Origin of the sequence: Staphylococcus sp. EG-SA-15 (assembly GCF_017151895.1) — a bacterium.
GTDB lineage: Bacteria > Bacillota > Bacilli > Staphylococcales > Staphylococcaceae > Staphylococcus > Staphylococcus aureus.
This window is the reverse complement of the sequence record NZ_JACVZN010000001.1, coordinates 350,604-376,676: the sequence shown is the minus strand read 5'-3', so window position 1 is coordinate 376,676 and position 26,073 is coordinate 350,604. Positions and strand designations below refer to the sequence as shown.

Annotated in this window: 26 protein-coding genes and 1 pseudogene; 23 read left to right on the top strand and 4 right to left on the bottom strand. The window is 31.0% G+C overall.

Annotated features, from left to right (window positions below; translation table 11 throughout):
• Positions 1 to 33: 33 nt before the first annotated feature.
• The 14 genes and pseudogenes from IDG64_RS01870 (at position 34) to IDG64_RS01805 (ending at position 13,043) form a co-directional block, all read left to right on the top strand.
• A complete protein-coding gene (locus IDG64_RS01870; protein WP_000180145.1) occupies positions 34 to 1,329 on the top strand; it encodes an HD domain-containing protein in 1,296 nt (431 codons plus the stop codon).
• A 27-nt stretch (positions 1,330 to 1,356) separates the two neighbouring features.
• Positions 1,357 to 1,878 carry a YwhD family protein gene (locus IDG64_RS01865; RefSeq protein ID WP_001792725.1) on the top strand — a complete coding sequence of 174 codons (522 nt, stop codon included), beginning with the start codon at positions 1,357 to 1,359 and terminating at the stop codon, positions 1,876 to 1,878.
• Between the two features lie 498 nt (positions 1,879 to 2,376).
• Positions 2,377 to 3,387 (top strand): alcohol dehydrogenase AdhP, encoded by a 1,011-nt coding sequence (adhP, locus tag IDG64_RS01860; RefSeq protein WP_001200748.1) that lies wholly within the window; start codon positions 2,377 to 2,379, stop codon positions 3,385 to 3,387.
• A gap of 74 nt (positions 3,388 to 3,461) precedes the next feature.
• A pseudogene (locus IDG64_RS01855) lies at positions 3,462 to 3,570 on the top strand (hypothetical protein).
• A gap of 92 nt (positions 3,571 to 3,662) precedes the next feature.
• Positions 3,663 to 4,079, top strand: a complete 417-nt coding sequence (locus IDG64_RS01850; RefSeq protein ID WP_000359086.1) for a YwiB family protein — start codon at positions 3,663 to 3,665, stop codon at positions 4,077 to 4,079.
• Positions 4,076 to 5,737, top strand: a complete 1,662-nt coding sequence (gene argS, locus IDG64_RS01845) for an arginine--tRNA ligase (protein WP_001021139.1) — start codon at positions 4,076 to 4,078, stop codon at positions 5,735 to 5,737. The genes IDG64_RS01850 and argS overlap by 4 nt, the downstream gene beginning before the upstream one ends.
• A 333-nt stretch (positions 5,738 to 6,070) precedes the next feature.
• Positions 6,071 to 6,706, top strand: coding sequence for an endonuclease III domain-containing protein (locus IDG64_RS01840; protein ID WP_000901764.1), 636 nt, complete (start codon positions 6,071 to 6,073; stop codon positions 6,704 to 6,706).
• Between the two features lie 316 nt (positions 6,707 to 7,022).
• On the top strand, positions 7,023 to 7,910 hold the full coding sequence (locus IDG64_RS01835; RefSeq protein ID WP_000749059.1) for an ABC transporter substrate-binding protein: 888 nt from the start codon (positions 7,023 to 7,025) through the stop codon (positions 7,908 to 7,910).
• 147 nt (positions 7,911 to 8,057) lie between these two features.
• Positions 8,058 to 9,008 carry a FecCD family ABC transporter permease gene (locus IDG64_RS01830; protein WP_001790232.1) on the top strand — a complete coding sequence of 317 codons (951 nt, stop codon included), beginning with the start codon at positions 8,058 to 8,060 and terminating at the stop codon, positions 9,006 to 9,008.
• A 54-nt stretch (positions 9,009 to 9,062) separates the two neighbouring features.
• The gene (locus IDG64_RS01825) at positions 9,063 to 9,782 is read left to right on the top strand and encodes an HAD family hydrolase (protein ID WP_000365354.1); all 720 of its coding nucleotides are present in this window, start codon (positions 9,063 to 9,065) and stop codon (positions 9,780 to 9,782) included.
• A complete protein-coding gene (locus IDG64_RS01820; RefSeq protein ID WP_000362967.1) occupies positions 9,766 to 10,566 on the top strand; it encodes an alpha/beta fold hydrolase in 801 nt (266 codons plus the stop codon). The genes IDG64_RS01825 and IDG64_RS01820 overlap by 17 nt, the downstream gene beginning before the upstream one ends.
• A gap of 135 nt (positions 10,567 to 10,701) precedes the next feature.
• On the top strand, positions 10,702 to 11,208 hold the full coding sequence (locus tag IDG64_RS01815; RefSeq protein ID WP_000735558.1) for an SA0570 family protein: 507 nt from the start codon (positions 10,702 to 10,704) through the stop codon (positions 11,206 to 11,208).
• A gap of 161 nt (positions 11,209 to 11,369) precedes the next feature.
• The gene (locus IDG64_RS01810; protein WP_001222133.1) at positions 11,370 to 12,086 is read left to right on the top strand and encodes a hypothetical protein; all 717 of its coding nucleotides are present in this window, start codon (positions 11,370 to 11,372) and stop codon (positions 12,084 to 12,086) included.
• A gap of 168 nt (positions 12,087 to 12,254) precedes the next feature.
• Positions 12,255 to 13,043 (top strand): alpha/beta fold hydrolase, encoded by a 789-nt coding sequence (locus tag IDG64_RS01805; RefSeq protein ID WP_001045423.1) that lies wholly within the window; start codon positions 12,255 to 12,257, stop codon positions 13,041 to 13,043.
• A gap of 248 nt (positions 13,044 to 13,291) precedes the next feature.
• Here IDG64_RS01805 and sarA read toward each other — a convergent pair whose 3' ends face one another.
• From sarA to sroA, 4 genes are all read right to left on the bottom strand, one after another.
• On the bottom strand, positions 13,292 to 13,666 hold the full coding sequence (gene sarA / locus IDG64_RS01800; RefSeq protein ID WP_001018677.1) for a global transcriptional regulator SarA: 375 nt from the start codon (positions 13,664 to 13,666) through the stop codon (positions 13,292 to 13,294).
• Positions 13,667 to 14,613: 947 nt separating this feature from the next.
• On the bottom strand, positions 14,614 to 15,543 hold the full coding sequence (locus IDG64_RS01795) for a DMT family transporter (RefSeq protein WP_001813815.1): 930 nt from the start codon (positions 15,541 to 15,543) through the stop codon (positions 14,614 to 14,616).
• Between the two features lie 194 nt (positions 15,544 to 15,737).
• Positions 15,738 to 15,962 carry a DUF2922 domain-containing protein gene (locus tag IDG64_RS01790; RefSeq protein ID WP_000169042.1) on the bottom strand — a complete coding sequence of 75 codons (225 nt, stop codon included), beginning with the start codon at positions 15,960 to 15,962 and terminating at the stop codon, positions 15,738 to 15,740.
• Between the two features lie 16 nt (positions 15,963 to 15,978).
• Positions 15,979 to 16,182, bottom strand: a complete 204-nt coding sequence (gene sroA, locus IDG64_RS01785) for a sigS mRNA-stabilizing protein SroA (protein WP_000036088.1) — start codon at positions 16,180 to 16,182, stop codon at positions 15,979 to 15,981.
• Positions 16,183 to 16,340: 158 nt separating this feature from the next.
• Between sroA and IDG64_RS01780 the strand changes: the two genes are divergently transcribed.
• The 9 genes from IDG64_RS01780 to IDG64_RS01740 all read left to right on the top strand — a co-directional run bounded on the left by IDG64_RS01780 (position 16,341) and on the right by IDG64_RS01740 (position 25,137).
• Positions 16,341 to 16,901, top strand: coding sequence for a tyrosine-type recombinase/integrase (locus IDG64_RS01780; RefSeq protein WP_001044915.1), 561 nt, complete (start codon positions 16,341 to 16,343; stop codon positions 16,899 to 16,901).
• A gap of 18 nt (positions 16,902 to 16,919) precedes the next feature.
• Positions 16,920 to 19,322: a Na+/H+ antiporter Mnh2 subunit A gene (gene mnhA2 / locus IDG64_RS01775; RefSeq protein WP_000060782.1), complete on the top strand. Its 2,403-nt coding sequence runs from the start codon at positions 16,920 to 16,922 to the stop codon at positions 19,320 to 19,322.
• Positions 19,309 to 19,734 (top strand): Na+/H+ antiporter Mnh2 subunit B, encoded by a 426-nt coding sequence (mnhB2, locus tag IDG64_RS01770; RefSeq protein ID WP_000661906.1) that lies wholly within the window; start codon positions 19,309 to 19,311, stop codon positions 19,732 to 19,734. The genes mnhA2 and mnhB2 overlap by 14 nt, the downstream gene beginning before the upstream one ends.
• The gene (mnhC2, locus tag IDG64_RS01765) at positions 19,731 to 20,075 is read left to right on the top strand and encodes a Na+/H+ antiporter Mnh2 subunit C (protein ID WP_001048985.1); all 345 of its coding nucleotides are present in this window, start codon (positions 19,731 to 19,733) and stop codon (positions 20,073 to 20,075) included. Before mnhB2 ends, mnhC2 begins: the two co-directional genes overlap by 4 nt.
• Positions 20,065 to 21,561 (top strand): Na+/H+ antiporter Mnh2 subunit D, encoded by a 1,497-nt coding sequence (gene mnhD2 / locus IDG64_RS01760; RefSeq protein ID WP_000950548.1) that lies wholly within the window; start codon positions 20,065 to 20,067, stop codon positions 21,559 to 21,561. The genes mnhC2 and mnhD2 overlap by 11 nt, the downstream gene beginning before the upstream one ends.
• Positions 21,562 to 22,044: a Na+/H+ antiporter Mnh2 subunit E gene (mnhE2, locus tag IDG64_RS01755; RefSeq protein WP_001071973.1), complete on the top strand. Its 483-nt coding sequence runs from the start codon at positions 21,562 to 21,564 to the stop codon at positions 22,042 to 22,044. It abuts the gene before it with no gap.
• Positions 22,041 to 22,343: a Na+/H+ antiporter Mnh2 subunit F gene (gene mnhF2, locus IDG64_RS01750; RefSeq protein ID WP_000616642.1), complete on the top strand. Its 303-nt coding sequence runs from the start codon at positions 22,041 to 22,043 to the stop codon at positions 22,341 to 22,343. Before mnhE2 ends, mnhF2 begins: the two co-directional genes overlap by 4 nt.
• A complete protein-coding gene (mnhG2, locus tag IDG64_RS01745) occupies positions 22,318 to 22,755 on the top strand; it encodes a Na+/H+ antiporter Mnh2 subunit G (RefSeq protein ID WP_000406611.1) in 438 nt (145 codons plus the stop codon). Before mnhF2 ends, mnhG2 begins: the two co-directional genes overlap by 26 nt.
• A gap of 339 nt (positions 22,756 to 23,094) precedes the next feature.
• The gene (locus IDG64_RS01740; protein WP_000402172.1) at positions 23,095 to 25,137 is read left to right on the top strand and encodes a cation:proton antiporter; all 2,043 of its coding nucleotides are present in this window, start codon (positions 23,095 to 23,097) and stop codon (positions 25,135 to 25,137) included.
• Positions 25,138 to 26,073 lie beyond the last annotated feature (936 nt).

The window sequence follows — 26,073 nt, the reverse complement described above, 5'->3', positions numbered from 1 at the left end:
TAAATATTATATTAAACGAAAAGGAGGGGAATAATGACTAACGCATTTGTAGATTTAAAATTAGTAGAAGAAAAAGTTTTTAAAGACCCGATACATCGATATATTCATGTTGAAGATCAATTGATATGGGATTTAATTAAAACTAAGGAATTCCAAAGGTTACGTCGAATTAGACAACTAGGAACACTGTACCTATCTTTTCACACAGCAGAACATAGTCGCTTTGGACATTCTTTAGGTGTGTATGAAATAGTTAGACGATTAATTGATGAGTCATTTATTGGTCATGATGCATGGGACAATAAAGATAGACCGTTGGCATTATGTGCTGCATTATTACATGATTTAGGACATGGTCCATTTTCACATAGTTTTGAAAAAATATTTAATACAGACCATGAAGCATACACACAAGCGATTATTACTGGAGATACTGAGGTGAATGCTGTATTACGTAAAGTGGCGCCTGAGTTTCCAAGAGAAGTTGCGGAAGTAATTAATAAAACGCATCATAATAAATTGGTCATTTCGATGATTTCGTCACAAATCGATGCGGATAGAATGGATTATTTACAACGTGATGCGTATTTCACAGGTGTATCATATGGTGCTTTTGATATGGAACGTATTTTAAGATTAATGCGACCTTCTAAAGATGAAGTACTAATTAAAGAAAGTGGTATGCATGCAGTTGAAAACTTTATTATGAGTCGTTATCAAATGTATTGGCAAATTTATTTCCACCCAGTTAGTCGTGGTGGAGAAGTGCTGCTTAATAATTGTTTGAAACGCGCAAAACAGCTTTATAATGAAGGCTATGAATTTAAGTTGCATCCACATGATTTTATTCCATTTTTTGAAGAGACAGTTACGATTGAACAATATGTTGAACTCGATGAAGCGGTAGTTACGTATTATTTGGAAAAATGGACAAAAGAAGATGATGCTATTTTAAGTGATTTAGCAAGTCGATTTATTAATAGAGACTTATTTAAATATATTCCATTTGATGGCTCAATTATTACAATATCAGAACTGCAAGAACTGTTTGAAGCAGGTGGTATTAATCCAGATTATTATTTTGTGAGTGAAGCATTTTCGGATTTGCCATATGACTATGATCGACCTGGGTCAAATCGCAAACCGATTCATTTATTAAGACAAGATGGTACGATTAGAGAAATAAGCAATCAATCTTTAGTCATTCATAGTATTACAGGTATTAATCGCCAAGACTATAAATTATATTATCCTAGAGAAATGGTTGCAAAGATTAAAGATAAGACAATTAGAGAAGCTATTGAAAATTTGATTAATGAGCTTAATTAAACAGGGCTAAAATTGTTATCGTTAAATATGGAGGTTATATCATTGTCTGAGAAAAAAGGCTTTAATTTTAATATCATAAAAAATGACCCTCTAGATGGTCATAAAGGTACAAATATTGGTTCAATTAGCTTAGACAATATTGCACCAGTTTTTATCGATGTTGCTAACAAAGAAGCATTTATTGATATTGGAGGCATGCATGCTCGCGCCAAAGTTGAAAAAGGCGTGAAATGGATTACTGATAAAGCTGCTGTTGAAGGCGATGAAGCTAAAGAATATTGGTTGTGTTGGGTAACAACAGAACGTAATGAACAAGGACCATATTATGCTGGTTTAACAGCGTGCTATTTATTAGTGAATAAAGCAATTCGTCGTGGTTATAAAAGTATGCCTGAACATGTTAATATGATGGATAAATCAATGAAACATCATATTATCATTGATCAAATTGGTGACGAGAATAAAGCTATTTTAAAAGACTTTTTAATGAACCATGATGAAGGTATGTGGAAGCTTTCTTCTGATGCTTTACATCAAGCATTTAATTAAATATTAGAAACTAAAATTTCCCAATTAATCTATAAAGATATGATTCATTTCTCAATGACGACGTAAATCTTGAGGTGAAAATAAAGTCTTAGATTGGTTGGGAGTTTTTTTAATTTTTTTGAAATTAAATTAATCTGTAGTTAATAAAAAATTTGAATAACTGACACATTTTTTTGATCATAGCTATATACTTTGTGAATTAATTCACATTATAATAAGAGTGAAGATAAGAGTATTATAAATTATCTTTAAATAAATATATGTGAAGTAAAAATTACACGTTAGCATATCGATTATGTCATTTCTTTTAACATATTAACTAGGGAAACGTTAAAAGTTAACGGTTGATATCTAACTAAAAACAAAGTCACAGTAGTATGTTTTAATCTGGCGTCTATTACAAATAAAAATTACATCTATAATTATTCGTTTTCATTTTTGAAAGTAATCGCCAATTAATATCATACATACTGGAGTGACTATAAGGAGGACATTATTATGAGAGCAGCAGTTGTAACGAAAGATCACAAAGTAAGTATTGAGGACAAAAAGTTAAGAGCTTTAAAACCTGGTGAAGCATTGGTACAAACGGAATATTGTGGTGTTTGTCATACCGATTTACATGTTAAGAATGCTGATTTTGGTGATGTTACAGGCGTTACTTTAGGTCATGAAGGTATTGGTAAAGTCATCGAAGTTGCAGAAGATGTAGAATCATTAAAAATTGGAGACCGTGTGTCTATCGCTTGGATGTTCGAAAGCTGTGGAAGATGTGAATATTGTACAACAGGTCGTGAAACACTTTGCCGTAGTGTGAAAAATGCTGGTTATACAGTAGATGGTGCAATGGCTGAACAAGTTATTGTTACTGCAGACTATGCTGTGAAAGTACCTGAAAAATTAGATCCAGCAGCAGCGTCTTCTATTACATGCGCAGGTGTGACAACTTATAAAGCTGTAAAAGTAAGTAATGTAAAACCTGGTCAATGGTTAGGTGTTTTTGGTATAGGTGGTTTAGGTAACCTAGCTTTACAATATGCTAAAAACGTTATGGGGGCTAAAATTGTTGCCTTCGACATTAATGATGATAAATTAGCATTCGCGAAAGAATTAGGTGCAGATGCTATTATTAATTCTAAAGATGTTGATCCAGTTGCAGAAGTTATGAAATTAACTGATAACAAAGGATTAGATGCAACAGTGGTAACTTCAGTTGCTAAGACGCCATTTAACCAAGCGGTTGATGTTGTAAAAGCTGGTGCAAGAGTTGTTGCCGTTGGTTTACCTGTTGATAAAATGAACTTAGATATCCCAAGATTAGTGCTTGACGGTATTGAAGTAGTAGGTTCACTTGTTGGTACAAGACAAGACTTACGTGAAGCGTTTGAATTTGCTGCTGAAAATAAAGTAACACCTAAAGTTCAATTAAGAAAATTAGAAGAAATCAATGATATTTTTGAAGAAATGGAAAATGGTACTATAACTGGTAGAATGGTTATTAAATTTTAAAAATATCAACTGACTATATAGATAAAGAAGGTAGTGCTCTGAACACTATCATTATAATCAAACACGAGGTTTTCATGAAAGATAGTGAAAATCTCGTGTTTTTTTGGTTTTGAGGTGTTGTTTGTATTTTATAAAATGGCTTACATATATGAAGCGTTGATTAAGTATGGAATTGTTAATTAATTGAACCTATTTAGCTTTAAGAAGGCATAACAAGATGACCTTATTTTATGCTATAATATTTCTATTATGCGAAGATTAAGGTGAGTAGTAAATTGGATAAAAAAGTAAGTATTCAAACAAAGCAAGTGTTGAAACAGCACAACGAAAAAGAAAAATTTGAATTTACTACTGAAGGAACTTGGCAACAAAGGCAATCTAACTTTATTCGGTATGTAGAACAAATTGAGGATGCAACAGTTAATGTTACAATAAAAGTGGATGATGATAGCGTTAAGTTGATTCGTAAAGGCGACATTAATATGAATTTGCATTTTGTTGAAGGACAAACGACAACAACTTTTTACGATATATCGGCTGGACGAATTCCACTAGAAGTTAAAACATTACGCATTTTACATTTCGTAAGTGGAGACGGTGGCAAGCTAAAGATTCATTATGAATTATATCAAGATAATGAAAAAATGGGTTCTTATCAATATGAAATTAACTATAAGGAGATAGGCGAATGAATATTATTGATCAAGTGAAACAAACATTAGTAGAAGAAATTGCAGCAAGTATTAACAAAGCAGGATTAGCAGATGAGATTCCTGATATTAAAATTGAAGTTCCTAAAGATACAAAAAATGGAGATTATGCTACTAATATTGCGATGGTACTGACTAAGATTGCAAAGCGTAATCCTCGTGAAATTGCTCAAGCGATTGTTGATAACTTAGATACTGAAAAAGCACATGTAAAACAAATTGACATTGCTGGTCCAGGATTCATTAATTTTTACTTAGATAATCAGTATTTAACAGCAATTATTCCTGAAGCAATTGAAAAAGGTGATCAATTTGGACATGTAAATGAATCAAAAGGTCAAAATGTATTGCTTGAGTATGTTTCAGCTAACCCTACAGGAGATTTACATATTGGTCATGCTAGAAATGCAGCAGTTGGTGATGCTTTAGCTAATATTTTAACTGCAGCTGGCTATAATGTAACACGTGAATATTATATTAATGATGCTGGTAATCAAATTACTAACTTAGCGCGTTCGATTGAAACACGTTTCTTTGAAGCTTTAGGTGACAATAGTTATTCAATGCCAGAAGATGGCTATAATGGAAAAGATATTATTGAAATAGGTAAAGATTTAGCAGAGAAACACCCTGAAATTAAAGATTATTCTGAAGAAGCACGTTTGAAAGAATTTAGAAAATTAGGCGTAGAATACGAAATGGCTAAATTGAAAAATGATTTAGCAGAGTTCAATACGCATTTTGATAATTGGTTTAGTGAAACATCTTTATATGAAAAAGGAGAAATTCTTGAAGTTTTAGCAAAAATGAAAGAATTAGGTTATACGTATGAAGCTGATGGCGCTACATGGTTACGTACAACTGATTTTAAAGATGACAAAGACAGAGTATTAATTAAAAATGACGGTACATATACGTATTTCTTACCAGATATTGCGTACCACTTCGATAAAGTTAAACGTGGTAATGACATTTTAATCGATTTATTTGGTGCTGATCATCATGGTTATATTAATCGTTTGAAAGCATCTCTTGAAACGTTTGGTGTAGATAGTAATCGTTTAGAAATTCAAATCATGCAAATGGTTCGTTTAATGGAAAATGGTAAAGAAGTGAAGATGAGTAAACGTACTGGTAATGCGATTACATTAAGAGAAATTATGGACGAAGTTGGCGTTGACGCTGCACGTTATTTCTTAACTATGCGTAGTCCTGATAGTCACTTTGATTTTGATATGGAATTAGCGAAAGAGCAATCTCAAGACAATCCAGTTTACTATGCTCAATATGCACATGCGCGTATTTGTTCAATTTTAAAACAAGCGAAAGAGCAAGGAATTGAGGTAGCTGCTGCGAATGATTTTACAACGATTACAAATGAAAAAGCGATTGAATTGTTGAAAAAAGTAGCTGATTTCGAACCTACAATTGAAAGTGCTGCTGAGCATAGATCAGCACATAGAATTACTAACTATATTCAAGACTTGGCTGCTCATTTCCATAAATTCTATAATGCTGAAAAAGTGTTAACAGATGATATTGAAAAAACAAAAGCACATGTTGCTATGATTGAAGCGGTCAGAATTACATTGAAAAATGCATTGGCAATGGTCGGTGTAAGCGCACCTGAATCAATGTAAGAACATTTATATACACTCCAACGTAGAGTTTCTCGAAAGATACTTTGTGTTGGAGTGTTTTTTTTAGGTATGTGACATATTGGGGAATGCTTAGTATGTGAATAAGGTTAAGAGGAACACAGTTGGATGCTACTGCACAACTGCATAAGAGAGCCTGAGACATAAATCAATGTTCTATGCTCTACAAAGTTATAATGGCAGTAGTTGACTGAACGAAAATTCGCTTGTAACAAGCTTTTTTCAATTCTAGTCAACCTTGCCGGGGTGGGACGACGAAATAAATTTTACGATAATATCATTTCTGTCCCACTCCCTCTAAAATGGAGGGTGTAAATGTTAGGAACTGATGAATTATATAAAGTTTTATATGAACATCTCGGACCACAATTTTGGTGGCCTGCTGATAATGACATTGAAATGATGTTAGGTGCAATTTTAGTTCAAAATACTAGATGGCGAAATGCAGAAATTGCATTGAATCAGATTAAAGAACATACGCATTTTAATCCAAATCATATATTAGAACTACCTATTGAAACGTTACAATCATTGATACATTCAAGTGGCTTTTATAAAAGTAAATCACTGACGATTAAAACATTATTAACATGGTTAGCACGACATCATTTCAATTATCAAGAGATTAATGAGCGATATAAAGGTGGATTAAGAAAAGAATTATTATCTTTGAAAGGTATTGGAAGTGAAACAGCAGATGTCTTACTTGTTTATATATTCGGACGTATTGAATTTATTCCAGATAGCTATACAAGAAAAATATATGATAAATTAGGATATGAAAACACTAAAAATTATGATCAATTAAAAAAAGTAGTCACATTACCAAATCATTTTACAAATCAAGATGCTAATGAATTTCATGCTCTGTTAGATGTATTTGGTAAACATTACTTTAGAGACAAAGATATAAAGAATTATGATTTTTTAGAACCTTACTTTAAAAAGTAAACGCTGTGAAGTTAGATAGATGAGTTTATATGAAATATAAAAAATAATTTACTATTTTCTTTTAGTATGTGGACTTATATAATAAATAGAAGCATATAAAGAAAAAAACAGTTGTTTGTTTGTGCAGCAACTGCATAAGAGCCCCTAATCGCTAAAGCTCAAGGGGAGTAAAGGAATACAGTTGTTTGTGCAGCAACTGCATAAAAGCCTCTAATCACTAAAGGTGAAGAGGAACGCAGTTGGATGCTAAGGCACAACTGCATAAAAGCCTCTAATCGCTAAAGCTCAAGAGGCTTTAAAAAGGAGATGTGATAGTGTGAAGAAATCGTTAATTGCTTTTATTTTGATTTTTATGCTTGTCCTGAGTGGCTGTGGTATGAAAGATAATGATAAACAAGGTAGCAATGATAATGGCTCGTCTAAATCGCCGTACCATAGAATTGTTTCGTTAATGCCTAGTAATACTGAAATTTTATATGAATTAGGATTAGGTAAATACATAGTTGGTGTTTCAACGGTTGATGATTATCCAAAAGATGTGAAAAAGGGTAAGAAACAATTTGATGCTTTGAATCTAAATAAAGAGGAACTTTTAAAGGCAAAGCCAGATCTAATTCTTGCGCATGAGTCGCAAAAGGCAACTGCTAATAAAGTATTGTCATCATTAGAGAAACAAGGCATCAAAGTAGTGTATGTTAAAGATGCACAATCAATTGATGAAACTTACAACACATTTAAGCAAATTGGGAAATTAACGCATCATGATAAGCAGGCTGAACAACTTGTTGAGGAAACTAAAGATAATATCGATAAAGTCATAGATTCAATTCCTGCTCATCATAAAAAATCAAAAGTATTTATTGAGGTTTCATCAAAGCCTGAAATATATACAGCAGGGAAGCATACATTTTTTAATGATATGTTAGAAAAATTAGAAGCCCAAAATGTGTATAGTGACATTAATGGTTGGAACCCTGTAACGAAGGAAAGTATTATTAAAAAGAACCCAGATATATTAATTTCGACGGAAGCTAAGACAAGATCAGATTATATGGATATCATCAAAAAAAGAGGTGGATTCAATAAAATTAATGCTGTCAAGAATACACGTATTGAAGTTGTAAATGGTGATGAAGTATCAAGACCAGGTCCACGTATTGATGAAGGATTAAAAGAATTAAGAGATGCAATTTATAGAAAATAAACCATTCTAATTATGCCCCTTATTGCTACATGTAAAAAATACATGTTTGAGATAAGGGGTTTTTAAAATATATTTAGTGAATGATAGCAACGCGAGTATGTGATTGCTATAATGAATGTAATTATCGATGAAAGAAAAGAGAATGCTATGACATTTAATAAAGTATTATTGAGCTGGATAGTCATATTGATTATAACAACTAGCATATATCTATTTTGGCAGTTGGGCGATATCAATGATGTATTTAACCAGTCTATTTTAATCAATGTTAGATTACCGAGATTATTAGAAGCATTGTTGACAGGTATGATATTAACTGTTGCAGGCCTTATATTTCAAACAGTTTTAAATAATGCATTGGCAGATAGCTTTACATTAGGATTGGCAAGCGGCGCTACATTTGGTTCAGGATTAGCATTATTTTTAGGTTTAACAACGTTATGGATTCCTGTATTTTCAATAACATTTAGTTTGATAACATTAATAACTGTATTAGTCATTACGTCGGTATTGAGCCAAGGCTATCCAGTTAGAATCTTAATATTAAGTGGTTTAATGATTGGTGCGTTATTCAATTCACTTCTATATTTTTTGATTTTATTAAAACCTCGCAAATTAAATACAATTGCCAATTATCTGTTTGGTGGTTTTGGTGATGCAGAATACTCAAATGTATCTATAATAGCAATCACATTTATCATTGCATTGTTTGGTATATTTATCATTCTTAATCAACTAAAGTTATTGCAATTAGGAGAACTAAAAAGTCAGTCACTAGGCTTAAATGTTCAATTGATTACATATATCGCGTTATGTATAGCTTCTATGATAACGGCGATAAATGTCGCATATGTTGGCATCATTGGATTCATTGGTATGGTGATACCGCAACTCATTAGAAAATGGCAGTGGAAACAATCATTAGGAAGACAATTGGCTTTAAATATTGTAACTGGAGGACAAATAATGGTTATGGCAGATTTTATTGGTAGCCATATATTGTCACCAGTACAAATACCGGCAAGTATTATCATTGCATTAATTGGTATACCAGTGTTATTTTACATGCTAATATCTCAGTCGAAACGGTTACACTAGCACACGACATTTGCTAAAATAAAAATAACTATAAACATAAAGAGGGCATAAGCGATGGATTTGAATCAAATTAAAGCAGTTGTATTTGATTTAGAAGGTACGTTGTTGGACAGAGTTAAATCTCGAGAGAAATTTATCGAAGAGCAATATGAACGATTTCATGACTACTTAATTCATGTTCAACTGGCAGATTTTAAAAAAGCATTTATTGAGCTAGATGACGATGAAGATAATGATAAACCTGATTTATATAAAGAAATCATTAAACGTTTCCATGTAGATAGGTTAACTTGGAAAGACTTATTTAATGATTTTGAAATGCATTTTTATCGTTATGTATTTCCTTATTACGATACTTTGTATACACTAGAAAAGCTATCGCAAAAAGGCTTTCAAATTGGTGTTATCGCAAATGGTAAATCTAAGATTAAACAATTTCGATTACATTCACTTGGTTTGATGCATGTTATTAATTATTTATCAACATCAGAAACAGTTGGTTTTCGTAAACCACATCCTAAAATTTTTGAAGATATGATTGATCAACTAGGGGTATTACCTGAGCAAATTATGTATGTTGGCGATGATGCGTTAAATGATGTAGCTCCAGCACGAGCTATGGGCATGGTTAGTGTATGGTATAAACAAGAAGATGCTGAAATTGAACCACTCGAAGAAGAAGTTGATTTTACAATTACAACAGTGGAAGAATTATTAACCATTTTACCAATAAAAAATGATAATAAAGGAGAAAATTATGGATCTATTTACTAGAAAAGATGGAACATCGATACATTACAGTACATTAGGTGAAGGCTATCCTATCGTATTGATTCATACTGTACTTGATAATTATTCTGTGTTTAATAAATTAGCAGCAGAATTAGCAAAATCATTTCAAGTTGTGTTAATTGATTTACGTGGACATGGCTATTCTGATAAACCTCGTCACATTGAAATAAAAGATTTTTCTGATGACATTGTTGAATTACTTAAATATTTATATATTGAAGAAGTTGCATTTGTATGCCATGAAATGGGTGGAATCATTGGTGCGGATATTTCAGTACGTTATCCTGAATTTACATCATCACTTACGTTGGTAAATCCAACATCTATTGAAGGTGAATTACCGGAAGAACGTTTATTTAGAAAATATGCCCATATTATTCGAAACTGGGATCCTGAAAAACAAGATAAATTTTTAAATAAGCGTAAGTATTATCGTCCGAGAAAAATGAATCGATTCCTCAAACATGTCGTAGATACAAATGAAATATCAACTAAAGAAGAAATTCAAGCAGTTAAAGAGGTATTCAAAAACGCTGATATTTCTCAAACTTATAGAAATGTCGTAGTACCGACAAAAATTATTGCAGGAGAATTCGGTGAAAGAACAACAAGATTAGAAGCTAAAGAAGTAGCTGATTTAATCCAAAATGCGGACTTTGAAGTATATCAAGAATCAAGTGCATTCCCATTTGTTGAAGAGCAAGAAAGATTCGTCGAAGATACAGCTGCATTTATCAACAAACATCACGATGAAAAGCATGTTTAATTTTTAGTGATAAGTGAAATATAAAAGTAGTAATTATTATTTGTAATATAATTGTAATATGACTGTTGTTTTAGAAATGATTGTTGTATAATGGTTGTGAGCACAAGACGATATAAATAAAAGGAGAGAGTGCTTATGAAAAAGCTACTAACGGCAAGTATAATTGCATGTTCTGTTGTAATGGGAGTAGGCTTAGTGAACACTAGTGCCGAAGCAGCAAGTGGCAACTCTATTGATACTGTTAAACAATTAATTAAGGGTGATCAGTCATTAGAAAATGTGAAAATTGGCGAATCTATTAAAGATGTTTTAACTAAGTACAAAAATCCGATGTATTCTTACAATGAAGATGGAACTGAACATTATTACGAATTCCATACTAAAAAAGGTATGTTATTAGTAACTACTGATGGTAAGAAAAACAATGGTAAAGTAACTCATATTTCAATGATGTATAATGATGCTAATGGTCCAACATATCAAGCTGTTAAAAATTATGTTGGCAAAGCAGTAACACATACGGAATATAGCAAAGTTGCTGGTAATTTTGGATATATTGAAAAAGGCAAAACGACTTATCAATTTGCCTCAGCACCAAAAGATAAAAACATAAAATTATATCGTATTGATTTGGAAAAATAATAATTAAATTAATCGTGCTTAACCGACAAGTTAAATCGCAATACTTGTCGGTTATTTTATTACATGGCATAATACAGTGAATATTAATTTTTATGATTTGCGAAGGGGAAATTAAACCAATACAATAAATAAAGATGTTTCATTTTAAAGGAGTACTACCAATGCGTATTAACGATAAAATTTTACTAGAAAATATAGAAGATTACTTTAATCATAAAGGTTTATCACCGCATTTGATTGATGATATTAAAGAGAAAGTAATTACTGATATAAAAAATTCTGAAAAGAAAGATCAAGATTATATTGAATATAAAAGAAAATCTCCAGCACAAATCATATTAATGATTCAAAGGAATTTGTTTGCTTTACAAATGAATCCAGTTATTTTCTTTATTATAAACTTCATTCTCATATCCTATTTATATGATAAACAGTATGTTCAGTTTCAAGCTATTACTGGAATGAGTCTATTTTACTGTTTAGTGATTTTTCCAATGACTATTGTTGTATACCTAAGGGTGTCTCAAAAGAATTACTTGCGTAGTAATAAAATAGAAATGATTATGGGTACAATTATCGCTATCATATCCTTGTTATTAATTATATTACAAGCATTTAATATTACTTGGGGCGTTATACCAATTACAAATTTTGGACATCAATTTTTCTTTTTCATTGGTATTATTTTAGTAATTGCCGGCATATTTTATAAGCGACTTGAGTTTTCGGGAATCGGGTTATTATTTTGTCAAAAAACCGTCGATGCAATGATTCATAATCCACAATCAGCCCAGATTTTTTCATTAATTATATGGATATTATTAGTAGTTCTAGTTATATATTTCACAATTAGATTATCTTCACGTACAAGATTATAAATATGATAAAACTATTCACTTGATTAATTGTATTAATTGAGATGAATAGTTTTTTTATTGTTGGAATAACTTTTGGTAATTTATAAATAATTTAAAAAAATTGTTTATAAAATGGAAGCGTATATAGAATGAAGGTTGGGTATATAGTTTATTGAGGGAGGTGTCACAATGAATAAAGTCACAATTAATCCTCAAATCCAATTAACTTATCAAATTGAAGGTAAAGGGGATCCTATAATATTACTTCATGGATTGGATGGTAATTTAGCTGGATTTGAAGATTTGCAACATCAACTAGCATCATCATATAAAGTACTTACTTACGATTTAAGAGGTCATGGCAAGTCTTCTAAAAGTGAATCATACGATTTAAACGATCACGTTGAGGATTTAAAAATTCTAATGGAGAAGTTAAATATTCATGAGGCACATATTCTAGGACATGATTTAGGTGGGGTAGTTGCTAAGTTATTTACAGATAAATATGCTTATCGTGTAAAATCATTAACTACCATTGCATCGAAGAAAGATGACTTAATACACAGCTTTACTCAATTGTTAATTCAATATCAAGATGATATAGCGGGTTTTAATAAGTCTGAAGCGTATATTCTTTTATTTTCTAAATTGTTTAGAAATCAAGAGAAGACGATGAAATGGTATCAAAAACAAAGAATATATAGCATTAAGTCTGAGGATGATAGTGCGGTGGCAATTCGTTCATTAATTTTGCATAAAGATGAACCTATGTATTTAAAAAAACGTACATGTGTGCCTACTTTGTTAATTAATGGGGAACATGATCCTTTGATTAAAGATAAAAATCATTTTAAATTGGAAGCGCATTTTTTAAATGTTACGAAAAAAATTTTCGAACATTCAGGACATGCACCGCATATTGAAGAACCAGAAGCATTTATGAATTATTATTTAAATTTTTTGAAAAGCGTATCATAATATGTGATATATAAACCTAGGGCATAAAGTCCTTAGGCAATGTGAAAAAGCTGATTACTATTCATTATTTGATAGAAATCAGCTTTTTTGAAATGTATTTGATATATACTACTTGTTATGCGGCTATCTTCCCTATATTAAGTGCCATTAGTGCAAAACCTCTTAACATTTACAAAAAAAGACATAAAAAAAGGAAGTTTAATAGAATGTATCATCTATCAAACTTCACCAAATTGCGCTAAACAAAATTATAGTTCAATTTCGTTGTTTGCTTCAGTGATTCGTTTATTTACTCGACTCAATAATGATTCGATTTTTTTACGTTGTTGTGCATTAACAAGAATTAATACAGTTCTTTCATCATGCTCATTACGTTTTTTATCGAAGTAATCTTCTTGAGATAAAATTTTAACTGCTTTAACAACTTGTGGTTGTTTGTAGTTTAAATGATTAATAATATCTTTAAGATAGTATTCTTTCTCTTTGTTTTCGCTGATGTATGTCAATACAGCGAATTCTTCAAAGCTAATTGAAAATTCCTTTTTAATTAAACTTTTTAATTTGTCAGCATAAGTGACCATTGATAACAACTCAAAGCAATCATTGATTTTTGTAATTGCCATGTTTAAAACCTCCCTATTTGATGCATCTTGCTCGATACATTTGCCCGATAATATATTGATATCTAATCTTTATTTATTATAGATATGTTAGTCATAATTTTGCATTAAATAAGTTTTATTAAATATATTTAATGCTCTATTATTTAGTTAATTATAACTAATTAAAAATGAGAAGTAAACAAAAAAGTGTTTATAAAACAAATTATTCATTAGACACAGTGATTGTATTTCTGGGTTAGCATTTGGTTTAGTCAAAAATATCAGCATTTTTTATAATTTACCTTAATTTAATCGCCAATACAAGGTAATTTATTTAATGAAACGATTTAGCGCAATTAAATGTTTCGATATTCAATGTATGTCTAAAGAGATTCTTTGTTATAGCTTAACTCTTCCAAGTTAACTTCTTCTACTATTTATACCCATTTTTCAGAATTTTATCACTAAAAATGAAAAATTTTTATAATTTTTTTAATTTAGTAATTCTCAGTGCAGTTTTAATGATAAGAAAAACACATTAATTTAGTGATTAAAACCAATCTATAGCACGTTAAAGTGTCTATACGTTATTCCGATTGATAACGGGTAACAAATAATAGAAAGTACGATAATTGATCATGCATTAAAGCACTTTTATTTTTCAAACTCGACTCAATGAATTATAAAAAGTTGTGCATTTTGACTTATTTTTAATTAATTGAATAACCAACTATGAAATATTAGCACGAATAACATAATTTTTGCTATTAATTTGGTGTAAATTATTAAAAAATAACATTAATTTAGGTCTTAAGAATGAGTTGACTATCGAATTTGCTAAATTAAAATTTGTTGTGTCAAAGCATACTACCCAAATCAACGCTTTTCTAAAGATTTTTAGACCACAAAAAAATAGCTTATCACTTTTAAAAATAATTACAAGTTAAAATGATAAGCTAAAAGTTAATTTAAAATAATCTTAAAAGTATAATGCCTGTCAAAATACATAATAGACCAATAGTTTTTCTGGATGTCATTGCTATTTTAGGTGAACCAAATAATCCAAAGTGATCTATCAATATGCCCATTAGAATCTGGCCAAACATCCCAATAAGTGTTGTTAATGCTGCACCCATATGAGGCATTAAGATAATGTTAGCTGTTACAAAAGCCATGCCAAGTATACCGCCAGTAAAATAGATAGGCTTTAATTTACCGAATTTTAAATGACTTGTTTTCAGTTTTAAAGAACGATTAAAAATAGCGGTTAAAATCAATAGCGCTATTGACCCAATTGTAAATGATACTAATGATGCAAAGGCTGGTGAATGAGTATGACTTGCTAAAGCACTATTAATTGTCGTTTGAATAGGTGGAAAGAAACCAAAAATAAATCCTAAGAGAAGCCAAAACAGTAAATACTTTTGATCAGTTAGTAATAAATTATTCTTGTTAAATTGATTCATTATGACGATGCCGATAATGAGTAACAATACTCCAATTGCTTTAATTAAATTAAAATCATGAATTGTAGCGCCAAATAAGCCAAATGTATCAATAATGACACCCATAATAATTTGACCCGCAACTGTTGCAATTACAGTTAATGTTGCACCTAATTTTGGCAATAACAATAAATTGCCAGTTAAAAAGCTAACCCCAAGCAAACCACCGACTACCCATGTGTAGTTAAATGATTGATTATTGTAAAAGTGAATAGTAAATACTTCTGGATTGATAATGATATTTAAAATAATTAAACAAATTGTTCCAACTGAAAATGAAATGAATGAAGTATAGAAAGGCGATTTAGTATACAGTGATAGTCTTGAATTGACAGATGTTTGGATAGGAATAAGCATTCCAACTAGGACACCAATGATATAGAAAAGAAGCATATGAATAAAGTCTCACTTTCCAAAGTTAATAATAAAATCATATGAATACATTATCATTATAGAGAAAATATACAACTCATTTACAATAATGTTGAAAAAAACAGGACATTATCACAACAAAATCACCCTAGACAATCATGATGAAAGTCTAGGGTGTTAGTATTTATACTAAATTAATTGCGCTTTCTTTATATCTATTTCTTATCTTCAAATAAAACAGTTGTTGTTTTATCAATAATTTGAGCAGAATGTACTTTGGTGATAGTACCACTATTTGACTTTATAATATTTAAATCTACTAATGCATTCATACTATCACGTGCAACTTGCTCGGTCACTACGTTGTTTAATTGTGGTAATTGCAGTTTTACAGGCTTGTCTAGTGAAGATTTAAAACTTAATTCAAGTGTTTTAGTCATGAATATGTCCTCCTGATTAAATTGATAAAGATTTGATGAGTTCGATATTGCTATATGTTTCTCCAGTAAGTCGCTCAATAAGTTTGCTGAATGTTTTAATTTGGTCGTTTGATGCATCAGGGTTAATGTTAGCGAATCGACGCTTAAATTCTGTTTGTTTGCCGTTAGCGTCTACTTTAGTAAATGATAATACAATAGTGATGTGGTTTATTTTACTCATATTTTAAAACCTCCTTTCACACTATATATCGAAATAAAATAATAAAATGGCTAATTTTATTTTCTATGTTTAAAATCTATAAAAAAGGCAATAGATATATGTAACTAAAATATAAAATAGCTATGATTAAGACACTTAAAGCAAGGGGAGGTTGAGTAATGAATAAAGTAGAAGCGATTAAATTTAATGATGATATTGTTAAAATGTATGAAGCGCTCAAGATAAAATCTGAACGTGACTATTTATTCTTTAAGTTAGCTATACATAGTGGATTGAAAGTATCAGAATTATTAACAATTACAGTCTCTCAAGTTAAGAGACTAATTGAAAAGTGTACGTTATCAGAAATGTGTAAAGCACATTTTCATTCGTTGATTAAAATTAGGTTACCAGAAACATTATCGAAAGAACTACTTCAATATATAGAGGACAGGAGTCTTTCGAATGAAGACGTTCTTTTTCAATCACTACGAACAAATCAAGTATTATCTAGACAGCAAGCATATCGAATAATTCACCAAGCATCAATTGAAGCTGGTATAGATAATGTAGGACTAACGACATTGCGTAAGACATTTGCATATCATGCTTATCAAAAAGGTATACCTATACCAGTCATTCAAAAGTATTTAGGGCATCAATCTGCTATTGAAACACTAAATTTTATCGGTTTAGAAAATGAGTGTGAACATAGTATTTATATTTCATTACAATTATAGAAACAAAGGAGGCTAATAATGAGTTTGGTTTATTTATTAATTGCTATACTTGTGATTATGGCGATGATACTTCTAATGTCTAAACGTAGAGCATTGGCTAAATATGCCGGGTACATAGCGTTGGTTGCACCTGTAATTTCATCTATCTATTTTTTGATTCAAATACCATCAGTAGCTAAACTGCAATATCTTTCTACCTCTATTCCATGGATTAAGACATTAGATATTAATTTAGATTTACGTTTAGATGGTTTAAGTTTAATGTTTTCTCTTATTATTTCACTTATTGGAGTTGCAGTATTCTTCTATGCAACTCAATATTTATCCTCTCGAAAAGACAATTTACCAAGGTTTTATTTTTATTTAACGTTATTTATGTTCAGTATGATTGGTATTGTATTATCAGACAATACGATATTGATGTACATTTTTTGGGAATTAACGAGTGTATCATCATTTTTATTGATTTCATATTGGTATAACAACGGAGATAGTCAATTTGGTGCGATGCAATCATTTATGATTACAGTATTTGGTGGTTTGGCGTTATTAGTTGGTTTTATCATGTTGTATATTATGACAGGAACGAATAACATCACAGAGATATTAGGACAAGCAGATCATATTAAGAATCATGGATTGTTTATCCCTATGATTTTTATGTTTTTATTAGGTGCATTTACAAAATCAGCACAATTTCCATTTCATATTTGGCTACCTAGAGCAATGGCTGCACCTACACCTGTAAGTGCTTATTTACATTCAGCCACGATGGTAAAAGCTGGTATCTTTTTATTACTTCGATTTACACCATTATTAGGTCTTAGCAATATGTACGTATATATCGTTACGTTTGTTGGTTTAATAACAATGTTATTTGGTTCAATTACAGCTTTAAAACAATGGGATTTAAAAGGTATCCTAGCGTACTCTACAATCAGTCAACTTGGGATGATTATGGCTATGGTGGGTATAGGTGGCGGATATGCTCAACACCAACAAGACGCAATAGCATCTATTTATGTATTTGTATTATTTGGTGCGCTATTTCATCTAATGAATCATGCCATCTTTAAATGTGCGCTTTTCATGGGAGTAGGTATTTTAGATCATGAAGCAGGTTCAAGGGATATACGAATTTTAAGTGGAATGCGTCAACTATTTCCTAAAATGAATCTAGTCATGACGATAGCGGCTCTATCTATGGCTGGAGTACCATTTTTAAATGGATTTTTAAGTAAAGAAATGTTTTTAGATGCATTAACACAAACTGGACAATTATCCCAATTTAGTTTGATTTCAATGATAGCTATCGTGTTTGTTGGTGTTATTGCGAGTGTTTTTACATTCACATATGCACTATACATGGTAAAAGAAGTATTTTGGACAAAATATGATTCTAAGGTTTTTACTAAAAAAAATATCCACGAACCATGGTTGTTTAGTTTACCATCTCTTATATTAATGGTGCTAGTACCTGTAATCTTTTTTGTACCAAATATATTTGGGAAGGGGATTATCGTTCTAGCATTAAGAGCTGTATCAGGTGGTAATCATCAAATTGATCAATTGGCACCACATGTTTCGCAATGGCATGGATTTAACATACCGCTTCTTTTAACCATCATCATTATTTTATTGGGTAGTGTACTAGCAATCAAAGTAGATTGGAAAAAAGTGTTCACAGGTAAAATTAGACAGATTTCAGTTTCAAAAAGCTATGAGATGGTATATCGACATTTTGAAAAGTTTGCTACGAAGCGATTTAAACGTGTTATGCAAGATCGTTTAAACCAATACATTATTATGACCTTAGGCATATTTATGATTATCATTGGATATGGTTATATTCGAATTGGACTTCCTAAAGTACATCAGTTACATGTTTCTGAATTTGGGGCATTAGAAATTATATTAGCAATCGTAACTGTCACAATTGGTATTTCTTTAATTTTTATACGTCAACGACTGACAATGGTCATTTTAAATGGAGTCATCGGATTTGTTGTGACCTTATTCTTTATAGCAATGAAAGCCCCTGATTTAGCATTGACTCAGCTAGTAGTTGAAACAATAACGACGATACTATTTATTGTCAGTTTTTCAAGATTACCAAACGTGCCAAGATCTAACGCTAACAAAAAAAGAGAAATAATTAAAATTTCTGTATCACTCTTGATGGCACTTATTGTTGTATCATTAATTTTTATTACACAACAAACAGATGGTTTATCATCAATATCAGACTTTTATTTAAAAGCTGACAAACTAACAGGTGGTAAAAATATTGTAAATGCGATACTTGGTGACTTTAGAGCATTAGATACATTATTTGAAGGATTAGTGTTAATTATTACTGGGCTAGGTATTTACACATTATTAAATTATCAAGATCGGAGGGGACAAGATGAAAGAGAATGATGTCGTGTTAAGAACGGTCACGAAACTTGTTGTATTTATTTTATTGACTTTCGGATTCTATGTCTTCTTCGCAGGTCATAATAATCCTGGTGGTGGGTTTATTGGTGGTTTAATATTTAGTTCAGCGTTTATTTTAATGTTTCTGGCTTTTAATGTTGAAGAGGTTTTAGAAAGTTTACCGATTGATTTTAGAATTTTAATGATTATTGGAGCATTGGTATCATCTATTACTGCGATAATACCTATGTTTTTTGGAAAACCATTTTTGTCTCAATATGAAACAACTTGGATACTTCCAATTTTAGGACAAATTCATGTAAGTACAATAACACTTTTTGAATTAGGTATTTTATTCTCAGTTGTTGGTGTTATTGTCACAGTGATGTTGTCGCTTAGCGGAGGTCGATCATGAATTTAATATTATTACTAGTTATAGGATTTTTAGTGTTTATAGGAACATATATGATTTTATCAATCAATTTAATTCGTATTGTAATCGGAATTTCAATATATACTCATGCTGGTAATCTCATTATTATGAGTATGGGAACGTATGGTTCTAGTAGATCAGAACCACTAATAACTGGTGGAAACCAATTGTTTGTTGATCCCTTGTTACAAGCTATTGTACTAACTGCAATAGTTATAGGGTTTGGGATGACTGCGTTTTTACTTGTACTTGTTTATAGAACTTATAAAGTAACAAAAGAAGATGAAATTGAAGGCCTAAGGGGGGAAGATGATGCTAAGTAACTTATTGATTTTACCAATGTTATTACCATTCCTTTGTGCCTTAATCCTTGTATTTTTAAAAAATAATGATCGTATTTCTAAATATTTATACTTAGGTACAATGACTATCACCACAATTATTTCATTAATGCTATTAATTTATGTTCAGCGTCACCGTCCAATTACGCTAGACTTTGGAGGATGGTCAGCGCCCTTTGGTATACAGTTTTTAGGAGATTCTTTAAGTTTAATTATGGTTACAACCGCTTCGTTTGTGATTACTTTAATTATGGCATACGGATTTGGGCGTGGCGAACATAAAGCAAATCGTTATCACTTGCCATCGTTCATATTATTTTTAAGTGTTGGCGTGATAGGCTCTTTTCTAACATCAGATTTATTTAATTTATACGTCATGTTTGAAATTATGTTACTAGCGTCATTTGTACTCATTACACTTGGACAATCTGTAGAACAATTACGTGCTGCAATTATTTATGTTGTCTTGAATATTATTGGTTCATGGCTATTCTTATTAGGTATAGGTTTACTTTATAAAACAGTAGGTACATTAAACTTTTCACATATTGCAATGCGTTTGAATGACATGGGAGATAATCGCACTGTTACAATGATTTCATTAATCTTCTTAGTCGCATTTAGTGCGAAAGCAGCGCTGGTCCTTTTTATGTGGCTACCCAAAGCCTACGCTGTGTTAAATACTGAGCTTGCAGCATTATTTGCAGCGTTAATGACCAAAGTAGGGGCCTATGCATTAATTCGATTCTTCACTTTACTATTTGATCAACATAATGATCTCATACATCCATTGCTAGCAACTATGGCTGCTATAACTATGGTCATCGGCGCTATAGGTGTCATTGCTTATAAAGATATTAAAAAGATTGCAGCTTACCAAGTCATAATCTCAATAGGATTTATCATTTTAGGTTTAGGAACAAACACGTTTGCAGGTATTAATGGTGCAATATTTTATTTGGTAAATGACATTGTTGTAAAAACATTGCTATTTTTTATTATTGGTAGTTTAGTTTACATTACAGGCTATCGACAATATCAATATTTGAATGGCTTAGCTAAAAAAGAACCTTTATTTGGAGTTGCGTTTATTATAATGATTTTTGCTATTGGCGGCGTGCCTCCATTTAGTGGCTTTCCGGGGAAAGTACTTATTTTCCAAGGTGCATTGCAAAATGGCAATTATATTGGACTAGCGTTAATGATTATTACTAGTCTAATTGCAATGTACAGTTTATTTAGGATACTTTTTTATATGTATTTTGGAGATAAAGATGGGGAGGAAGTTAATTTTAAGAAAATCCCGCTATATCGAAAAAGAATTTTAAGTATTTTAGTAGTTGTGGTTATCGCAATCGGAATTGCTGCACCTGTTGTGTTAAATGTTACAAGTGATGCAACTGAGTTGAACACGAGTGATCAATTATATCAAAAACTTGTAAATCCGCATTTGAAAGGAGAGGACTAAATGAATCAAATAGTTTTAAATATTATCATTGCATTCTTATGGGTATTATTTCAAGATGAAGATCATTTTAAATTCTCGACTTTCTTTTCTGGATATCTAATTGGTTTAATTGTCATTTATATATTACACAGGTTTTTCAGCGATGATTTTTATGTTAGAAAAATATGGGTAGCTATTAAATTTTTAGGTGTTTATTTATATCAATTAATAACATCTAGCATTAGCACGATTAATTATATTCTTTTTAAAACAAAAGATATGAACCCTGGATTACTTTCATATGAAACAAGACTAACAAGTGATTGGTCAATAACATTTTTAACAATTTTAATTATTATAACTCCAGGGTCTACAGTAATACGAATTTCTCAAGACTCTAAAAAGTTTTTTATTCATAGTATCGACGTGTCAGAAAAAGAAAAAGATAGTTTGTTAAGAAGTATTAAGCATTATGAAGACTTAATATTGGAGGTGTCGCGATGATACAAACAATAACACATATTATGATTATTAGTTCACTCATTATTTTTGGAATTGCATTAATCATCTGTTTATTTAGATTAATCAAGGGACCTACAACAGCAGATCGTGTCGTTACATTTGATACAACAAGTGCTGTCGTAATGTCAATTGTGGGTGTGTTAAGTGTACTTATGGGCACCGTTTCTTTCTTAGATTCAATCATGCTCATTGCCATTATATCTTTTGTAAGTTCTGTTTCAATATCACGCTTTATTGGTGGGGGGCATGTGTTTAATGGAAATAACAAAAGAAATCTTTAGTCTTATTGCTGCTGTGATGTTGTTGTTAGGTAGTTTTATTGCTCTTATTAGTGCAATAGGTATCGTGAAATTCCAAGATGTTTTCTTAAGAAGTCACGCTGCGACAAAAAGTTCAACTTTATCCGTGTTATTAACTTTAATCGGTGTATTAATTTATTTTATTGTGAATACAGGATTTTTCAGTGTGCGTTTATTACTGTCACTTGTTTTTATTAATTTAACTTCACCAGTCGGCATGCACTTAGTCGCTCGCGCTGCTTATCGCAACGGCGCTTATATGTATCGAAAAAATGATGCTCACACACATGCATCAATATTATTAAGTTCAAATGAACAAAACTCTACAGAAGCATTACAATTACGTGCTGAAAAACGAGAAGAGCATCGTAAGAAATGGTATCAAAACGATTGAAGTGTTGGCTAAATTGTTAAGCATAACAATGCTTTTGAAAATCTGTTTTCAAAATTAATCATTAAAAGAGTACTTTGAAATTGGTTAGTCGATTTTAAGGTGCTCATTTTTTGTATTATAAGTTAATGTTGTTATGTGAAAGCAAGTTGTTTATTTATACAAACAATTAGTGATAAAATAAAATTAAATAATTGCAAATTTAAGTACTGCAATCGTAGACATATATCTATATTAAAGTGCTTTTGTGGTCGCTAACTCAATTTATCCTCTAAAGTATAATTACAACGAGATGTGATACTTAATTTTCAATTAAACAATACTTTTTAGAGAGGTGAAAGTTTGGAAATATTTGAAACAATTCTTATATTTATAGCTGTTGTGATACTAAGTTCGTTTGTCCATACTTTCATACCTAAAGTACCCCTAGCATTTATACAAATTTTCTTGGGCATGTTACTATTTATTACCCCAATCCCTGTTCAATTTAATTTTGATTCTGAATTGTTTATGGTAACAATGATTGCGCCTTTGTTATTTGTAGAAGGTGTTAATGTTTCTAGAGTCCATTTAAGGAAATATATTAAGCCAGTGATGATGATGGCATTAGGATTAGTCATTACTACTGTGATAGGTGTAGGTTTATTTATTCATTGGATTTGGCCAGATTTACCTATTGGAGCAGCATTTGCAATTGCTGCCATTCTTTGTCCTACTGATGCAGTAGCAGTGCAAGCAATCACTAAAGGAAAGGTCTTGCCAAAAGGAGCAATGACAATTCTTGAAGGTGAGTCATTATTGAATGATGCTGCTGGTATTATTTCATTTAAAATAGCTGTTGGAGTATTAGTTACAGGTGCTTTTTCACTTGTTGATGCTGTTCAGTTGTTTTTAATTGCATCAATTGGTGGCGCAGTGGTTGGTTTACTTATAGGTATGGCATTAGTAAGGTTCCGATTAACATTGATGCGTCGAGGATATGAAAACATTAATATGTTTACAATTATTCAATTGTTAACACCATTTGTTACGTATTTAATTGCTGAATTGTTTCACGCATCAGGAATCATTGCAGCAGTAGTTGCAGGACTTGTACATGGTTTCGAACGTGACAGAATTATGCAAGTACGTACACAACTGCAAATGAGTTACAATCATACATGGAATATACTAGGTTATGTTTTAAATGGCTTTGTTTTTTCAATATTAGGATTTTTAGTACCTGAAGTTATTATTAAAATTATCAAAACAGAACCGCACAATTTAATCTTTTTAATAGGCATCACTATTGTTGTTGCTTTAGCTGTCTATCTATTTAGATTTGTTTGGGTTTATGTCTTATATCCTTATTTTTATTTAGCCATCAGTCCATTCCAAAAAATGATGACTAAAAATGATGATGATAATCCAACGACTGAGAAACCACCAAAGCGAAGTTTATACGCTTTAATTATGACGTTATGTGGTGTGCATGGAACAATTTCTTTAGCAATCGCATTAACGTTACCGTATTTTTTAGCAGGGCATCATGCTTTTACGTATAGAAACGACTTATTATTTATTGCATCTGGTATGGTTATTATTAGTTTGGTAGTTGCGCAAGTATTATTGCCATTATTAACGAAACCTGCACCTAAAACAGTAATTGGCAATATGTCGTTTAAAGTTGCTAGAATTTATATATTAGAACAAGTTATTGATTATCTAAATCAAAAATCTACTTTCGAAACAAGTTTTAAATATGGTAACGTGATTAAAGAATATCATGATAAATTAGCATTTTTAAAAACTGTAGAGAAAGATGATGAAAACTCTAAAGAATTAGAACGTCTACAAAAAATTGCTTTTAATGTAGAAACAAAAACATTAGAGTCTTTAGTAGATGAAGGACAAATAACGAATAGTGTACTTGAAAACTATATGCGTTATGCTGAAAGAACACAGGTATATAGACAAGCATCATTAATAAGAAGAATGATTGTATTATTACGAGGTGCTTTATTAAAACGAAGAGTACAAACGAGAGTGAACTCCGCATCTTCACTTAGTGTTACGGATAACTTAATGGAATTAAATAAAATTAATAAATTAGTCCATTATAATGTGGTTAGTCGTTTGTCTAAGGAAACAACAAAAGATAATACACTTGAAGTTGGAATGGTTTGTGACGGTTATTTAATGCGAATTGAAAACTTAACACCATCAAATTTCTTCAACTCAGCAAGTGAAGATACGATTACTAAAATTAAATTAAATGCATTGAGAGAACAACGTCGCATTTTACGTGAATTGATAGATACAGACGAAGTATCTGAAGGTACTGCTTTGAAATTAAGAGAGGCAATCAATTACGATGAAATGGTTATTGTAGATAGTATGACGTAGTTCCTAATTATGCTAAAAGGGATTGATGAAAAACTGAAGGGCTTTTCATCAATCCCTTTTATTTTATGGGAATTGAATAGATAGTTTTAAACTATACGAATTATTAATATTTGAGATTTAATTGAAATAAGTTTTAAAAATTGGAGGAGATAGATTAAGCGAAGTCATTTAAAGGTGAAGTTAAGTGTATTCACAAAAAATAGCCACACTCATATGACATCGGATGAGTGTGGCTTAAGGATCTATGGGGGGAGGAAACCATAGATGTTTACTTTGATAGGCCAGATTAAATATCAAAGTATGCGATTATTTATAGCTTGATGCAAAAGTGGTATGCCTATTAAAAGTTACTGCACATAGCTTTTAATATTCCGTTCAAAGGAAAGGGGCATACAATTGAACAATCTGTAATAGTACTTTTAACCAGCTATGCTAAAAGTCTAGTAGGGAGAACAGTTGTCCAATCACATAAGAACCTCTAACTTCGTTAGTACGATTAAGAAAAGCTTTTTAGTTAGTATGTAATACAATTTATTGACGCGCGTGAATCTCTTTTATAAGAGTGTGTAGGGAATGGCGTTGTATAAATTGTATTAGAAGAACTTCTAACGCATCTCTGTGGTTAAAAGAGATGAAGGGAACGACAGTTTAATTAAAACTGCATAAGAACTTCTAGCTTTTCTCTTTCGTTCAAAGAGAAGCAGCTGTTCGCAGTTTAATCAAAACCACATAAAGCTTTTAACTTTACTCTTTGATTTAAAGAGTGACAAATGTTTACAGTTTAATTAAAACTGCATAAGAACTTCTAACTTTTCTCTTTCGTTCAAAGAGAAGCAGCTGTTCGCAGTTTAATCAAAACCACATAAAGCTTTTAACTTTACTCTTTGATTTAAAGAGTGACAAATGTTTACAGTTTAATTAAAACTGCATAAGAAC